Raw genomic sequence first — 14,841 nt, 5'->3', positions numbered from 1 at the left:
CTCCCTACGGGGTCGTGATCGGGGGCAGGACGGTGGTGCTCGGCGGCGGAGTCGTCGTGGACGTCGGGGGCGTCGTGGTCGTGGTCGTCGGCGGGGTCGTGGTTGTCGCCGTGGTGGGCGTCGGCTTCGGCGGCTGGGCCACGGTGAGGGTGATCTCGGTGCCGTCGTCGACCTTGGTGCCCGACTTGATGCTCTGCTTGATGACCGAGTCCTCGGTCTCCGAGCTCTCGACGTAGACCGTCTTGATGCGGAACCCGCGGTCGCCGAGGAGCTGCGCGGCGTCGCTGCGCGACTTGCCCACGACGTCGACGGCGGTGATCTTGCCGGACGACAGCTCGAGCGACACGGCCGAGCCCACGGCGACCGAGGTGCCCTTCTCGGGGTTGGTCGAGACGACCTTGCCCTGGTCGAGACCCGAGTCGTCGACGAGCTTGGTCGCCCCGACCTTGAGGTTGAGGTTGGCCAGCGCGGTGCGGGCCTCGCCCTCGCTGTAGTCGGTGAGGTCGGGCAGCTCGACGGTGTCGGGCCCGGCGGAGATGCTCAGGGCGACGCGGCTGCCCCTGGGCACCATCTCCTCGGCCCCCGGGCTCTGCTCGACGACGTGGCCGACCTCCTTGGTGCTGGCCACGTCGGTCGACTCGGGCACGAGCCCGACGGCCCTGATCTCGGCCTCCGCGGTCTCGACCGGCTTGTCGACCACCGACGGCACGGCGACGTTGGTGGTGCCCTGAGGCGGCCGGTTGAGCAGCGACCTGCCGGCCAGCCCGAGGAGCACGAGCGCCCCGACCACCGCGAGCACGAGCAGGACGTAGGCGAGTCCGCGACGTCGGCGCGGCTCCTCGTCGGGGTCGTGGCCGATCGCCGGGAGGGTGGCGGTGTTGGCACCGTTTGGCGGGTCGGCGGCGGCGACACCGGTGGGAAGCACGGTGGTGGCGGCCGCGGCGCCCCCGACCGCGCCCAGTGCCACCGTGGCCTCGCCACCTCGGCCCGCGGTCCCGCGGGCGGCGTCGCTGATGGGCCGACCCAGGCGGGCGGCCTGCAGGTCGGCGCGGAAGGCGGTGGCGTCCTGGTAGCGCCCCTCGCGGTCCTTGACCAGCGCGTGGAGGATGACGGCGTCGAGCGCCGGGCTGACCTCGGGGTTGAAGCTCGAGGGACGAGGCGCCGCCTGACCGACGTGCTGGTAGGCGATGGCCACCGGGGAGTCGGCCTGGAACGGTGGGCGCCCGGTCACCAGCTCGAACAGCAGGCAGCCGGTCGAGTAGAGGTCGGAGCGGGCGTCGACGTGGTGACCCTGCGCCTGTTCGGGCGAGAGGTACTGCGCGGTGCCGATGACGGCCTGCGTCTGGGTCATCGTGGCGTTGGCGTCGGCGACGGCCCGGGCGATGCCGAAGTCCATCACCTTGATCTCGCCGCGGGCGCCGATCATCACGTTGGCCGGCTTGATGTCGCGGTGCACGATGCCCATGCGATGGCTGTAGGCGAGGGCGTCGAGGATGCCCTCGGTGATGCGGGCGGCCTCGCCGGGGTCGAGCGGCGAGCGGGTGTTGAGCAGCTCGCGCAGGGTCTGGCCCTCGACGTACTCCATGACGATGAAGGGCACCGGCACCGAGGCGCCGCCGGACTCGGTGACGCGGTCCTCGCCGGAGTCGTAGACGGCGACGATGCTGGCGTGGTTGAGCCCGGCCGCCGACTGGGCCTCACGGCGGAAGCGGGCGAGGAAGGAGGGGTCGCGGGCGAGGTCCGAGCGCAGCAGCTTGATCGCCACCGGACGGGAGAGCCGGGTGTCGTGGCCCAGGTGCACCTCGGCCATGCCGCCCCTGCCGAGGAGCTTGCCGACCTCGTAGCGACCGCCGAGCAGCCGTGGCGTGGTCATGGCTTGCCGCCCTTCCTGCCCTTGCCCTTCGTGTGGTGCGGGTGGTGTGCCGGCGCAGGCTTGGGAGCCGGCTTGGCGGCCGGGGCACTCGCCGCGGCCTTGGTCGCAGTCGAGCGGGCGGTGGTGGTGGTGCGGGAGGCGGAGGTACGTGTGGTCGTGGCCGTTGTCGCGCGCGAGGTCGTCGTGGCGACCGGGTTCGTCGGTGAGGACGTGGGTGCCGGGGAGCCGGCGGCCGACCCGCGGGTGGAGAAGACCAGCACCACGACGAGGGCGAGCAGGACCACGGCGCCCAGGACCGGCAGCATCCAGGCGGGGCGCCGGGTGTCGTGCTGCACGGTCGTCTCGCCCAGGGAGGGCGCGTCGTGGGTCGACCCGTCGGGCTGGGGCGTGAGGAAGACCGAGGTCGGCAGGGTCTGGTCGGCCGCGAGCCCCGCGGGGACCCCCGCGATGACCGGGGTCACGGCGGACCGCGCGCCGGCCACGAGGTGCTGGGGCACCTCGCCGGCGGGCAGTCGCAGTGCCTCGGCGAACGCACCGGCGCTGCTCGGTCGCTGGGACGGGTCCTTGGCGAGGGCCGCCATGACGGTGGTGCGCAGCGGCTCCCCGACCTCGTCGGACAACTGCGGCGCGGGCTGGCTGATGTGGGCCAGCGCCGTGGTCACCATCGACTCGCCGTTGAAGGGTCGCTGGCCGGTGAGCATCTCGTACCCCACGACGGCCAGGGCGTAGACGTCGCTGAGCGGGCCGGCCGGCCGGCCCTGGGCCTGCTCGGGCGCGAGGTAGTGGGGCGTGCCCAGCACCTCGCCGGTCTGGGTCATCGGCGCCTCGCTGAGCGCGCGCGCGATACCGAAGTCGGTGAGCTTGGCGTAGCCGTCGTCGTCGACCACGATGTTGGCCGGCTTGACGTCGCGGTGCACGACGCCGGCGTCGTGGGCCGCCTGCAGGGCGATCGCCGCCTGGTAGAGGATCTCGGTGACCTCGTCCTGCGGCATGGGAGCGCGCGAGCGGATGAGGGCCGACAGGGGCTCGCCGGACAGCAGCTCCATGACCAGGAAGGCCGTGCCGTCGTCCTCGCCGTAGTCGTGGACGGTGCCGATGTTGGGGTGGCTGAGGCCGCCGGAGTGCCTGGCCTCGGCGCGGAAGCGCTCGGCGAAGGCTTCGTCCTCGGCGCTGTCGGGGCGCAGCACCTTGACGGCCACGTCGCGGTCGAGGGTCTGGTCGTGGGCCTTCCACACCTCGCCCATGCCGCCGGTGGCGATGGACTCGGTGAGCAGGTACCGGCCGGCGAGGACGTCGCCCTGGGCGGGACTCACTTGCCGATCACCGCCTCCATGACCGACTTGGCGATGGGCGCCGCGACCCGGCCACCGGCCGCCTCGTTGCCCGCGGTGCCGCCGTCCTCGACGACGACCGCGACCGCGACCTTCGCGTCGGACGCGGGCGCGAAGGAGGTGAACCAGGCGTGCGGGGGCTTGCCCTTCTCGTGCTGCGCCGTACCGGTCTTGCCGGCCACGTCGACCCCGCTGATCTGGGCGGCGGTGCCGGTGCCGCTCTGGACGACGCCCTGCATCATCCGCGTCAGGGCGGCGGCCGTCTGCGCCGAGACCGCCTGCGACAGCTGCTCGGGCTGGGTCTCGTCGATGGTCTCGAGGTCGGAGGAGGTGACCTTCTTGACGAGGTAGGGGCGCATGACGACGCCACGGTTGGCCACGGCTGCGGCGATCATGGCGACCTGCAGGGGGGTGACGCGCACGTCGTACTGGCCGATGGCCGACTGGGCGAGCTGGGGGGCGTTGAGCTCGGCGGGGACCGAGCTGGGGGTGACGTTCATGGGGATGCTCAGGCGGTCGCCGAGGCCGAACTTCGCCGCCTGGGCCCGGAAGGCGTCGGCGCCGAGGTCCATGCCCAGCCAGCCGAACGCGGTGTTGCACGAGATCTCGAGGGCACGCTTGAGGGTCACCTTGTCGTTGGGGCCGCAGGGCTGTCGGTCGTCGTTGGGCAGGGGGGTCGAGGTGAGCGGCAGGTCGAGCACCGCGGGGCCGGGCAGCAGGCTCTCCTCGGTGAACTTCCCGGACTCCAGCGCCGCGGCGGAGGTGACGATCTTGAACGTCGACCCCGGCGGGTAGAGGTTGCCGGCGATGGCACGGTCGACCATCGGCCGCGTCGGGTCGGCGTTGAGGTCCTTCCACGCCTTGACGACGGCGTTGGTGTCGTGGCTGCTCAGCACCGAGGGGTCGTACGAGGGGTGGCTCACGAGGGCGAGCACCGCACCGGTGCTGGGGTCGAGGGCCACGACCGCGCCCCGCTGGCCGCCGAGCGCCTTCTCGGCCGCGGCCTGCGCCTTGGCGTTGATGGTCAGCTCGAGGCTGGCGCCGGTCTGGTCACGGCCGGTGAGGATGTCGGTGACGCGGCGGTAGAAGAGCTTGTCGGAGGACCCGGACAGCAGGCTGTTCTCCGCGCCCTCGACGCCGCCGCCCGCGCCGTACGTGAAGGAGTAGAAGCCGGTGACGTGCGCGTAGAGCTTGCCCTGGGGGTAGGTGCGCAGCCACTTCAGCTCGTCCTTGGAGGCGACCGACTTGGCGACGGGGGTGCCCCCCACGAGGACCTGGCCGCGCTCGCGGGCGTACGTCGCGAGCAGGGTCCGGCGGTTGTCCGGCCGGTTCTGCAGGGCCTGGGCGTCGACGAACTGGATCATCGTCGAGGAGATGAGCAGCGCGCTGAAGAGCAGCGCGACGACCATCGACAGGCGGCGTAGGGGGGCGTTCATCGCACCGCCACCACTTCGGTCCTGGCCTCACCGGCGGAGGACCCCGTCACCGGCACCTCGGCGATCGGCCGGCGGGCCTGGTCGCTGATGCGCAGCAGCAGGGCGACGAGCGTCCAGTTGGCCAGCAGGGAGGAGCCTCCGTAGGACAGGAACGGCATGGTGAGGCCGGTGAGGGGGATGACGCGGGTGACGCCGCCGACGACCACGAAGCACTGCAGCGCCACCGAGAACGCCAGGCCGCCGGCGAGCAGCTTGCCGAAGCCGTCGCGCACCCCGAGCGCGGTGCGCAGGCCGCGCTCGACGAGCAGCACGTAGAGCATGAGCAGGGCGAACAGCCCGATGAGGCCGATCTCCTCGCCGAAGCTGGGGATGATGAAGTCCGACTCCGCGAAGTAGGTGAGGTCGGGGCGACCGCGACCCAGGCCGGTGCCGAGGAGGCCACCGGACGCCATACCCATCAGGCCCTTGGCGACCTGGTCGGACTGGCCGGGCGCGAACGGGTCGAGCCACAGGTGCACGCGCTCCTGGACGTGGCCGAAGATGAGGTAGGCGACGTAGGCGCCGGCGCAGAAGAGCGTCATGCCGATCGCGATCCACGAGATCCGCTCCGTGGCGACGTAGAGCATGGCCACGAACAGCCCGAACAGCAGCAGGGACGAGCCGAGGTCGGTCTCGAACACCAGCACGCCGAGCGACAGCACCCACGCCAGCAGGATGGGGCCGAGGTCGCGCCCGCGCGGGAGGGTGAGGCCCAGCACCTTGCGCCCGGCCAGCGACAGGGCGTCGCGGGTCTGCACGAGGTAGCCGGCGAAGAAGACCGCGAGCAGGATCTTGGCGACCTCGCCGGGCTGGAACGTGAACGGCCCCAGGCCGATCCAGATGCGTGAGCCGTAGACGGAGCGGCCGATGCCGGGCACGAGGGGGAGGATGAGCAGGACGAACGCGGCGACGGCGGCGGTGAAGGTGTAGCGGCGCAGGACCCGGTGGTCGCGCAGGAACCACATCACCCCGGCGGCGATGGCGACCGACAGCGCGCTCCACGTCAGCTGCTTGAGGGCCAGGCCCTCGCCGAGCGTCTTGCCGTGCGCGAGGTCGAGGCGGTGGATCATGACCAGGCCGAGGCCGTTGAGCAGCGTGACGATGGGCAGCAGCAGCGGGTCGGCGTAGGAGGCCTTCCAGCGCAGCAGGAGGTGGAAGCCGCCCGCGAGCACGAGGAGGCCGGCGACCTGGGTGGTCAGGCCGGGCGGGAAGCTGCCGCTCATCGCCAGCGACACGTTGACGTAGGCGAGCACGACGATGCCGACGGCCAGCAGCAGGAGCACCAGCTCGACGTTGCGGCGGGTGCGGGGGGCGAGGCTCGAGATGGTCGTCATGGCGTGCTGGTCGGGCTGGCGGGCGAGGTGGTGGCCGACGCGGACGGGCCGCTCGTGGCGGTGGTGGACGTCGTGGTGGACGTCGTGGTCGACGGCGTCGGCGTGCCGGCGCTGCCGTCGGAGGAGCACGTCCCGCCCGTGGCCCGGCTGACGGCGCAGCGGGACGCCTCTATCCGCAGCTCGGCGACGAGGGCCTGGGCGTCGCGCAGCGTGCCCTTGGCGATGGTGGACTCGACCTGGGCGCGGTAGAAGTCGGGCAGGTCGGTGACCGCGATGTCGGACGGCTCCTCGACGTGCGAGAGCGTCACGGGGCCGAGGTCCTGCGAGACGCCCTGGTAGATGGCGACCTTCCCGCCGTCGGCGCCGACGAAGTACTGACCCTGGGTCCAGGCGTACGCGGCGTACGCGCCTCCCCCGAGGACGACGAGCACCAGCGCCAGCACGACCACGCGGCGCCACCAGCGGCCTGGGCCGGAGGGCCCCTCCTCGGCGAGCACGACGTCGTCGTCGTCGCCGGCGGCCTCGCGGGCCAGGGCCGCGGCCTTGGCCGCAGGGGTGACCGGTATGGCGCGGGTGCTCTTGGTGCGCGTCGAGGCCGCGCCGACCACCTGCGGCTGGGTCGGCGGGGCCTCGACCTTGGTGAGGTCGACGACGTCGCCGATGACGATGGTGACGTTGTCGGGAGCCCCGGCCTTCAGGGCGAGGTCGACCAGGCGCTGCGCCGTGGGCCCGGGCGGGTCGCCGGCCGTGACGACGTCGGCGATGGTGTCGGGCGCGACGTAGTCGGTGAGGCCGTCGGAGGCGATCATGTAGCGGTCGCCCATGCGGGCCTCGCGCACGGTGATGTCGGGCTCGTCGTCGGACTGGCCGGTGAGCACGCGGGTGACCAGCGAGCGCTGCGGGTGCCCGACCGCCTCGTCGGCGGTGATGCGACCCTCGTCGACGAGGGTCTGGACGAACGAGTGGTCCTTGGTGATCTGCGTGAGCTGCCCGTCGCGGGCCAGGAAGGCGCGCGAGTCACCGATGTGGGCGAGGACGAGCTTGTTGTGCGAGCGAAGGATCGCGATGAGCGTCGTGCCCATGCCGTGCAGGCTCGGATCGGCCTTGACCATGTCGGCGAGCTCGTCGTTGGCCGACGTGATCCGTTGCAGCAGTGCGCGGCTCGCCTCCGCGCTGCCCAGCGCCTCGCCGTCGAGGTCGGCCAGCGCGCCGATCACCACGGAGGACGCGATGTCGCCTCCGGCGTGGCCGCCCATGCCGTCGGCCATCGCGAGGAGCCGGGGCCCGGCGTAGCCGGAGTCCTGGTTCTCCGAACGCACCATCCCGACGTCGGAGCGGGCGGCGTAGTTGAACGCGAAGGGCATGGGGCGGCTGCCTACTTCCGCAGCTCGATGACGGTCTTGCCGATCCGCAGGGTGGTGCCGGACTCCACACGGACGGGCCCGGTCAGGCGCTCGCCACCGAGGTAGGTGCCGTTGGTGGAGCCGAGGTCCTCCACGAACCAGGCGCCGTCGCGGCTGAAGATGCGGGCGTGGCGTCCGCTGGCGAAGTCGTCGTCGAGCACCAGGACGCACTCGGGGTTGCGGCCGATGACCGTCCCGGCCTCCCGCAGCGGCAGGCTGGTGCCGGTGAGCGCGCCCTGGGTGACCACGAGCGTGCGGGGTGCCGACGGCTGGCGGCCGCGCGACCGGCCCCTGGGGGCGGCCGCCGGTGCCGGAGTCGCGGACGGCGCAGTGGCGGCGCGGGCCGGCTGGCGCTTGGGCGGGGTGGGCTTGCGCGGGGTACGGCTGACGACACGCGTGCCGTAGATGTCGCCGCGCAGGACGCCGACGACGCTGAACACGAAGATCCACAGGAGGACGAGCAGTCCGAGGCGGATGATCGTCAGGGTGAGCTCACTCATTGCAGCGCCGTCACCGCTTCCCGGCGCGGTAGGTGACGGAGGTGCGACCCACCGTGACGCGGTCGCCGTCGGAGAGGCGCTGGCTGCTGATGCGCTCGCTGTTGACGAACGTGCCGTTGGTCGAGCCGAGGTCGCGGATGCTGGCCACGAGGTGCGGGCCGTCGTTGGTCACGCGGATCTCGCTGTGGCGACGGGAGATGCCGGGGTCGTCGAGGACGATGTCGGCCGCGTCGTCACGCCCGAGGACGGTGATCGCGCCCATGAGCGGGTAGCGCTCGCCGTCGACGTCGAGCCAGGGACGGTCGGCCGGGTTGACGCGCCGCGGCGGGGCCGGGGGTGCGACCGGTGCCTGGGCCTGGGTGGCCTCGAGGCCGTCGTCGTCGACGTGGCGGGCGCCCGGTACTGGGGGAGAAGCGAGGGGCGGTGCGACGGGCGGGGCGCTCGCGGCGGCAGCTGCTCCGCCGGACGCGTCGCCGGGGCGGCGGGCCGTGGAGGTGCGGAGCCGGAAGACCCCGGTCTCGAGGTCGTTGGCGCTCGCGAACGACACCTGCAGGGGTCCGCCGGGCTGGTAGCGCTGCGACTCCGCGTGCTCCTGCGCCGCCGCGATGAGCTCGTTCTCGAGCTCCTCGTCATACCCGCCGAGCCGGTCGTAGTCGGTGTCGGAGAGCTCCACGGTGTAGAGGTTGGGCACGATCGTGCGGCCGGGCCCGAGGATCGCGGCACGGTCGTCCATGGCGCGGCGGATGGCGCTGGCGATCTCGACGGGCTGCACCTCGGACTTGAAGGCGCGCGCGAAGGCACCGTTGACGGCACGTTCGAGGCGTTGCTCGACACGGTCGAACAGTCCCAAGGCCCGCTCCTTACGGTGGACGACGCGGCTGGCGCACTGGTGGTGGCCCCGATCGTAACGGGCGCGACTGGGCGCGGTGTGCGCACGCGCGGCGTCGTGGCGGCGGGTCCGGCGTTGCCCGGGGGGTCGGTTTGGAGTTCGGGGTGCCGATATAGCACACTGATCACCGCGCGCGAGTGGCGGAACGGCAGACGCGCTGGCTTCAGGTGCCAGTGTCCGAAAGGGCGTGGGGGTTCAAATCCCCCCTCGCGCACGCGAAGGAACGAAGGACCCCCATGCAGGCCGGGGGTCCTTCGTCATGTGGCGGCCGGTCCCGTGGAGCTGGAAGGCGCCGCAGCGAAGCGGAGACGCTGGAGTTCCCGTCGCGCCCGTGTCCTCGGCCGTCATACTGGCGCCAGCCGCAGTCCGCGGCGGGACGCCACGAAGGCAGGCGCACATGACCGACGGCATCGAGCGCACCTGGGTCAAGCACTATGCAGACGGAGTGCCTGCCGACATCGACGTGGCAGACGCCTCTCTCGTGGACCTGTTCGAGATGTCGGTCGCACGCTTCGACGGCAAGGTCGCCCTCGAGTTCTTCGGCGCCGAGACGACGTTCGCGACCTTGGCCGCCCAGGTGCGGGCCGCAGCCGAGGGACTGCGCCAGCTCGGCGTCGTCGCCGGGGACCGCGTGGCGCTCGTCCTGCCCAACTGTCCCCAGCACATCGTGGCCTTCCACGCCGTCCTGCGACTCGGCGCCGTCGTGGTCGAGCACAACCCCCTGTACACCGCGTCGGAGATGGCGCACCAGCTCGGCGACCACCGGGCGACCGTCGCCGTCGTGTGGGACAAGGCGGTACACCTCGTCAGGGGCTCGGGAAGCGTCGACACGATCATCTCGGTGGACCTCACCCGGGCCATGCCGCGAGTTACGCGGCTGGCCCTCAGGTTGCCGGTGCCGAAAGCGCGTGCGTCACGCGCTGCGTTGACCGCTCCCGCCCCGGGCACGGTCCCGTGGCAGGCCCTGCTCTCGCACGGCGAGCTCGCCGACGGCCACCCCCGGCCGGGAGCGACCGACCTCGCGGTCATCCAGTACACGAGTGGCACGACCGGCGTGCCCAAGGGCGCCATGCTCACGCACCGCAACCTGCGCACCAACGCGGCGCAGGGCCGGGCGTGGGTGCCCGGGCTCGTCGATGGTCGAGAGGTGATCTACGCGGTGCTGCCGATGTTCCACGCCTACGGCCTCACGCTCTGCCTCACCTTCGCGCTCAGCATCGGCGCCCGGCTCGTGCTCTTCCCCCGGTTCGACGTCGACCTCGTGCTCGCCGCAGCGAGGAAGCACCCGCCGACGTTCCTCCCGGCCGTGCCGCCCATCTACGAGCGCCTGGCCCAGGCGGCCCAGGAACGGGGCGTCGACCTCAGCTCCGTGCGCTTCGCCATCTCGGGCGCCATGTCCCTCCCGGCCGGCACCCTCGAGCTCTGGGAGCGCGTCACCGGTGGCCTGCTCATCGAGGGCTACGGCCTCACCGAGACGTCCCCCGTGGCCATCGGCAACCCGCTGGGCCGGGACCGACGAGCAGGCGCGATCGGCGTTCCCTTCCCCAACACCGAGATCCGCGTGGTGGACCCCGACGACCCAGCGGCCGACCGGGCGCCCGGTGAGCGTGGCGAGCTCCTCATCCGCGGTCCGCAGGTGTTCGGCGGCTACTGGGAGAAGCCGGACGAGACGCGAGAGGCGCTCATCGGGGACGGCTGGTTCCGAACCGGCGACATCGTCGAGGTCGACGCCGATGGCTTCGTCTCGATCGTGGACCGCATCAAGGAGATCATCATCACCGGCGGGTTCAACGTCATGCCCTCGGAGGTCGAGGCGGTCCTGCGCCACCACCCGGACGTCGTCGACGCCGCTGTCGTCGGCCTACCCCGGGGCGACGGGAGCGAGGACGTGGTCGCGGCCGTGCAGCTCACGCCCGGGACCACCCTCGACGCTGACGGGATCCGGGAGCACTGTCGTGCACACCTGGCCGCCTACAAGGTGCCGCGACGGGTCGTCGCGGTCGAGGAGCTCCCGCGCTCCCTCATCGGCAAGGTCCTGCGCAGGCAGGTGCGTGACTCCCTCGTCGACCGCTGACTGAGGGGACCCTCAGGGGTCTCGCTGTCCGTCAGGGTGTGAGGCGGACCAGGGTCTGCGGGTCGGGCGAGCCGGCGAAGTACTGGTCGAGCACCGCCTGGAAGACGGACCGGTCCTCGTCGTGCTCGGCGGCCTGCGCGAACAGCGTCATCGACGACCGCAGCTTCTGGGCGTCGGTGCCGCCGAGCACCGCGACGGGATCAGCATCCTCGAGCGACGTCAGCGCCATCGCGCACTCGAGCAGCCGCGGCCCCAGCACCGGGTCGGCGAGGTAGGCGCGGGCCTCCCCGAGGCCGTCGACGGCGTAGAACTGCGCGGTCTCGCTCCTGCCGAGGCCGGCGACCTGTGGGAAGACGAACCACATCCAGTGGCTCCGCTTGGAGCCCGCGCGCAGCTCGGCGAGCGCGCGCGCATACGTGTCGTCGGAGTCCTGCGCCGTCGTGAACCGCTGGAGGTCGTACGTCATCGCCCCATGCTGCCGCACCCCGCGCGCCGTACCCACGCGTCGGCGCTCTGACAGACTCGGGCCATGGACCACGGGGACTTCCGCTCCGCCTACCGGCACGGGTTCGCCCGCGTCGCCGCCTGCACGCTGCCCGTCTCCGCGGCCGACCCGGCGGCCAACGCCGAGGCCGTCGTGGAGCAGGTGCGGCTGCTGCACGACGGCGGGGTGGCGGTGGCCCTGTTCCCCGAGCTGACGCTGTCGGGCTACGCCATCGACGACCTGCTCCTGCAGGACGTGCTGCTCGACGCCGTCGACCGTGCCGTGCTGACCGTGGCCGCGGCGACCAGGTCACTCCTGCCGGTGGTCGTCGTCGGTGCGCCGCTGCGCCACGGCAACCGGCTCTTCAACTGCGCCGTGGTGATCCACCGCGGCGAGGTCCTCGGCGTCGTGCCCAAGTCCAACCTCCCCAACTACCGCGAGTTCTACGAGAAGCGCCACTTCGCGCCCGGCGACGACACCCGCAGCGACTGGTTCCACGCGCCGCACTGGCCGGGAGCCGACGAGGACGGCGACCTGCCCTTCGGCCCGGACCTGTTGTTCGAGGCCGAGGACGTGCCGGGCCTGACCGTCCACGTCGAGATCTGCGAGGACATGTGGGTCCCCGTGCCGCCCAGCGCCAAGGCCGCGCTCGCCGGGGCGACGGTGCTGCTCAACCTGTCCGCGTCGCCGATCACCGTGGGCCGCGCCGAGGACCGGCACCTCATGGCCCGCTCGGCCAGCTCGCGCTGCCTCGCCGCCTACCTGTACGCCGCCGCGAGCCTGGGCGAGTCGAGCACCGACCTCTCGTGGGACGGCATGACCATGGTCTACGAGCTCGGCGACCTGCTCGGCCAGACCGAGCGCTTCCCCGCCACCGCGCAGGCGACCGTGGTCGACGTCGACGTCGACCGGCTGCGCCAGGAGCGGCAGCGCACGGGCTCCTTCGACGACAACCGGCGTACCGAGCGGGTCGACGCCGCGGACGGCGTGGACTTCCGCACGCTGGCCTTCGCGCTCAAGCCCCCCAGCGGTGACATCGGCCTGCGACGTAAGGTCGACCGCTTCCCCTTCGTCCCCGACGACGAGGCGAGGCTCGCGCTCGACTGCTACGAGGCCTACAACATCCAGGTCTCCGGCCTCGAGCAGCGGCTGCGGGCGATGAGCACCGACACCTGGCAGCCCAAGATCGTCATCGGCGTCAGCGGTGGGCTCGACTCGACCCACGCGCTCATCGTGGCGGCCAAGGCGATGGACCGCCTCGAGCGGCCGCGGACGGACATCATCGGCTTCACCATGCCGGGGTTCGCCACCAGCGACGGTACGAAGGCCAACGCCGTCCACCTCATGGAGTCCCTCGGCATCACCTGGGAGGAGCTCGACATCCGCCCGGCGGCGACGCAGATGCTCAAGGGGCTCGGCCACCCGGCGGGCGACGGCGAGCCGGTCTACGACGTGACCTTCGAGAACGTCCAGGCCGGTCTGCGTACCGACTACCTCTTCCGGGCGGCCAACCAGCGCGGTGGGATCGTCCTCGGCACCGGCGACCTGTCCGAGCTGGCGCTGGGCTGGTGCACCTACGGCGTGGGCGACCAGATGTCGCACTACGGCGTCAATGCCGGCATCCCGAAGACCTTGATCCAGCACCTGATCCGCTGGGTCGTGTCGAGCGGCCAGTTCGAGGGCGAGGTCAACGACACCCTGCTCGAGATCGTCGACCAGGAGATCAGCCCCGAGCTGGTCCCGGCCGCCGAGGGCGAGAAGATGCAGTCCACCGAGGACATGGTCGGGCCGTACGCCCTGCAGGACTTCACGCTCTACCACGTGCTGCGGTGGGGGTTCCGGCCCAGCAAGATCGCCTTCCTCGCGATGCACGCGTGGGCTGACGTCGTGGCGGGCGACTGGCCGGCGGGGTACCCCGAGAGCCGCCGCACGGCGTACGACCTGCCCACCATCCGGCACTGGATGGAGGTCTTCCTCGAGCGGTTCTTCGGCAACCAGTTCAAGCGGTCGGCGCTGCCCAACGGGCCGAAGGTGGTGGCCGGTGGCTCGCTGTCGCCGCGCGGTGACTGGCGCATGCCGTCGGACGCCTCCGCGCGCGCGTGGCTGGACGAGCTCGACGCAGGGGTGCCCCGGACCTGAACCGGTCCGGGGCACCCCTGCGACCTGAGTCAGCTGCCGTCGAGGGCTGCCAGCTCGTCGTCGGACAGCTTGAGGTCGGCTGCCTTGACCGAGTCCTCGATCGAGGTCGGCCGCGACGCCCCGGGGATCGGGATGACGACGTCGGCGAGCGACAGCTCCCACGCCAGCGCCACCTGCTGCGGGCTCACGTCGTGGGCCCTGGCGACCTCGGCGAACGCGGAGTGGTTGCTCCCCAGCTCCGAGGCGTTGGAGATGCCACCGAGCGGGCTCCACGGCAGGAACGCGATCCCGAGCTCGGCGCAGTGCTCGAGCTCACCGCGGCTGGACAGGAACTTCGGCGAGAACTGGTTCTGCACCGACACCAGGCGACCGCCGAGGATCTTCTGGCTGAGGTCGATCTGCTCCACGTTCGCGTTGGAGATGCCGGCGCGGACGATCACGCCCTCGTCGAGCAGGTCGCGGATCGCGCCGACCGACTCCTCGTAGGGGACGTCGGGGTCCGGGCGGTGGAACTGGTAGAGCCCGATCGCCTCGACCCCGAGACGGCGGGCCGACTCCTTGGCCGCCTGCTTGAGGTACTCGGGGCGGCCGTTGAGGGTCCACGACCCGTCGCCGGGGCGCAGGTGGCCGCCCTTGGTCGCGACGACGACGGCCGAGGTGTCGCCACCCCAGGACTTCAGCGCCTTGGCGATGAGCGACTCGTTGTGGCCGACCTCGCCGGCGTCGCGGTGGTAGGCGTCGGCCGTGTCGACGAGGGTGACCCCGGCCTCGAGCGCCGCGTGGATGGTGCGGACCGAACGCTCCTCGTCGGGCCGGCCCTCTATCGACATGGGCATGCCACCCAGACCGATGGCGCTGACCTGGATGTCGCCGAGCGTGCGTTGCTGCATGGGCTTCCTTTCGTGGGAGGGGGGCTCGTCAACGCTAGGTCGGTATGCCGCGCGGTGCCCACTCGAACGCCGCCCGCCCGTCGCCGGCGCGCCCGCCCACCGGCGGAGCGTGCGACCCCCCGCCTCCTCCACGTGCGCAGCAGGCGGACCGCACGTATGTTCGAACCATGAGCAACGACAACGCACTCCGTGACGACGAGCCCCAGCAGGACACCATCGGTGCGACCGAGCCGGTGGGCGACCCTGCGCTGGAGAAGGACCCGTCCGACTGGGTCAGCGGCGACGACCCGATGACCGAGAGCCAGAAGAGCTACCTCGACACGCTCGCCAAGCAGGCCGGTGAGGAGCTGCCGGCAGACCTGACCAAGGCGGAGGCGTCGCAGCACATCGACCGCCTCCGCGGCGGCGGGGATGGCGCGTAGGGCGAGCGCCCACGCGGGGGCGCCGCG

Annotated in this window: 12 protein-coding genes and 1 tRNA gene; 4 read left to right on the top strand and 9 right to left on the bottom strand. The window is 72.1% G+C overall.

Annotated features, from left to right (window positions below; genetic code table 11):
- Positions 1-4 precede the first annotated feature (4 nt).
- The 7 genes from pknB to AB4Z02_RS01985 are packed head-to-tail and all read right to left on the bottom strand — an operon-like array spanning position 5 to position 8,766.
- Positions 5-1,873, bottom strand: a complete 1,869-nt coding sequence (gene pknB, locus AB4Z02_RS02015; RefSeq protein ID WP_441968925.1) for a Stk1 family PASTA domain-containing Ser/Thr kinase — start codon at positions 1,871-1,873, stop codon at positions 5-7.
- Positions 1,870-3,186, bottom strand: a complete 1,317-nt coding sequence (locus AB4Z02_RS02010) for a serine/threonine-protein kinase (protein ID WP_441968923.1) — start codon at positions 3,184-3,186, stop codon at positions 1,870-1,872. The genes pknB and AB4Z02_RS02010 overlap by 4 nt, the downstream gene beginning before the upstream one ends.
- Positions 3,183-4,640, bottom strand: coding sequence for a peptidoglycan D,D-transpeptidase FtsI family protein (locus AB4Z02_RS02005; RefSeq protein WP_441968921.1), 1,458 nt, complete (start codon positions 4,638-4,640; stop codon positions 3,183-3,185). The genes AB4Z02_RS02010 and AB4Z02_RS02005 overlap by 4 nt, the downstream gene beginning before the upstream one ends.
- Entirely contained in the window at positions 4,637-6,013 is a 1,377-nt protein-coding gene (locus AB4Z02_RS02000; protein ID WP_056883223.1) for an FtsW/RodA/SpoVE family cell cycle protein, read from the bottom strand. Before AB4Z02_RS02000 ends, AB4Z02_RS02005 begins: the two co-directional genes overlap by 4 nt.
- Positions 6,010-7,377, bottom strand: coding sequence for a PP2C family protein-serine/threonine phosphatase (locus tag AB4Z02_RS01995; protein WP_441968919.1), 1,368 nt, complete (start codon positions 7,375-7,377; stop codon positions 6,010-6,012). Before AB4Z02_RS01995 ends, AB4Z02_RS02000 begins: the two co-directional genes overlap by 4 nt.
- A gap of 11 nt (positions 7,378-7,388) precedes the next feature.
- A complete protein-coding gene (locus AB4Z02_RS01990) occupies positions 7,389-7,916 on the bottom strand; it encodes an FHA domain-containing protein FhaB/FipA (protein WP_441968917.1) in 528 nt (175 codons plus the stop codon).
- A 10-nt stretch (positions 7,917-7,926) separates the two neighbouring features.
- The gene (locus AB4Z02_RS01985; RefSeq protein WP_441968915.1) at positions 7,927-8,766 is read right to left on the bottom strand and encodes an FhaA domain-containing protein; all 840 of its coding nucleotides are present in this window, start codon (positions 8,764-8,766) and stop codon (positions 7,927-7,929) included.
- A 170-nt stretch (positions 8,767-8,936) separates the two neighbouring features.
- Between AB4Z02_RS01985 and AB4Z02_RS01980 the strand changes: the two genes are divergently transcribed.
- Together AB4Z02_RS01980 and AB4Z02_RS01975 are read left to right on the top strand one after the other, a co-directional pair.
- Positions 8,937-9,019 (top strand) — tRNA-Leu (locus AB4Z02_RS01980).
- A gap of 183 nt (positions 9,020-9,202) precedes the next feature.
- Entirely contained in the window at positions 9,203-10,879 is a 1,677-nt protein-coding gene (locus tag AB4Z02_RS01975) for a long-chain-fatty-acid--CoA ligase (RefSeq protein WP_441968913.1), read from the top strand.
- A 31-nt stretch (positions 10,880-10,910) separates the two neighbouring features.
- On the opposite strand, the gene AB4Z02_RS01970 is transcribed toward AB4Z02_RS01975, so the two are convergent.
- Positions 10,911-11,345, bottom strand: coding sequence for a DUF1810 domain-containing protein (locus AB4Z02_RS01970; RefSeq protein WP_441968911.1), 435 nt, complete (start codon positions 11,343-11,345; stop codon positions 10,911-10,913).
- A gap of 63 nt (positions 11,346-11,408) precedes the next feature.
- Between AB4Z02_RS01970 and AB4Z02_RS01965 the strand changes: the two genes are divergently transcribed.
- Positions 11,409-13,502, top strand: a complete 2,094-nt coding sequence (locus AB4Z02_RS01965; protein WP_441968909.1) for an NAD(+) synthase — start codon at positions 11,409-11,411, stop codon at positions 13,500-13,502.
- A 29-nt stretch (positions 13,503-13,531) separates the two neighbouring features.
- On the opposite strand, the gene AB4Z02_RS01960 is transcribed toward AB4Z02_RS01965, so the two are convergent.
- Positions 13,532-14,392 (bottom strand): aldo/keto reductase, encoded by an 861-nt coding sequence (locus AB4Z02_RS01960; protein ID WP_441968907.1) that lies wholly within the window; start codon positions 14,390-14,392, stop codon positions 13,532-13,534.
- Positions 14,393-14,559: 167 nt separating this feature from the next.
- Between AB4Z02_RS01960 and AB4Z02_RS01955 the strand changes: the two genes are divergently transcribed.
- On the top strand, positions 14,560-14,814 hold the full coding sequence (locus AB4Z02_RS01955; RefSeq protein WP_056882827.1) for a DUF3072 domain-containing protein: 255 nt from the start codon (positions 14,560-14,562) through the stop codon (positions 14,812-14,814).
- The last annotated feature ends 27 nt before the right edge of the window (positions 14,815-14,841 follow it).

It is taken from the genome of Pedococcus sp. 2YAF34, from assembly GCF_052114585.1.
GTDB lineage: Bacteria > Actinomycetota > Actinomycetes > Actinomycetales > Dermatophilaceae > Pedococcus.
Note: the sequence above shows the minus strand (reverse complement) of the source record. Positions and strands in the feature narration are given on the sequence as shown.

Excerpts from the sequence above, each read along its gene's own strand:
- AB4Z02_RS01975 (WP_441968913.1), top strand. The coding sequence starts at position 9,203 with ATGACCGACGGCATCGAGCGCACCTGGGTCAAGCACTATGCAGACGGA.
- pknB (WP_441968925.1), bottom strand. The coding sequence starts at position 1,873 with ATGACCACGCCACGGCTGCTCGGCGGTCGCTACGAGGTCGGCAAGCTC.
- AB4Z02_RS01995 (WP_441968919.1), bottom strand. The coding sequence starts at position 7,377 with ATGCCCTTCGCGTTCAACTACGCCGCCCGCTCCGACGTCGGGATGGTG.
- AB4Z02_RS01970 (WP_441968911.1), bottom strand. The coding sequence starts at position 11,345 with ATGACGTACGACCTCCAGCGGTTCACGACGGCGCAGGACTCCGACGAC.
- AB4Z02_RS01960 (WP_441968907.1), bottom strand. The coding sequence starts at position 14,392 with ATGCAGCAACGCACGCTCGGCGACATCCAGGTCAGCGCCATCGGTCTG.
- AB4Z02_RS02005 (WP_441968921.1), bottom strand. The coding sequence starts at position 4,640 with ATGAACGCCCCCCTACGCCGCCTGTCGATGGTCGTCGCGCTGCTCTTC.
- AB4Z02_RS01955 (WP_056882827.1), top strand. The coding sequence starts at position 14,560 with ATGAGCAACGACAACGCACTCCGTGACGACGAGCCCCAGCAGGACACC.
- AB4Z02_RS01990 (WP_441968917.1), bottom strand. The coding sequence starts at position 7,916 with ATGAGTGAGCTCACCCTGACGATCATCCGCCTCGGACTGCTCGTCCTC.
- AB4Z02_RS01965 (WP_441968909.1), top strand. The coding sequence starts at position 11,409 with ATGGACCACGGGGACTTCCGCTCCGCCTACCGGCACGGGTTCGCCCGC.
- AB4Z02_RS02000 (WP_056883223.1), bottom strand. The coding sequence starts at position 6,013 with ATGACGACCATCTCGAGCCTCGCCCCCCGCACCCGCCGCAACGTCGAG.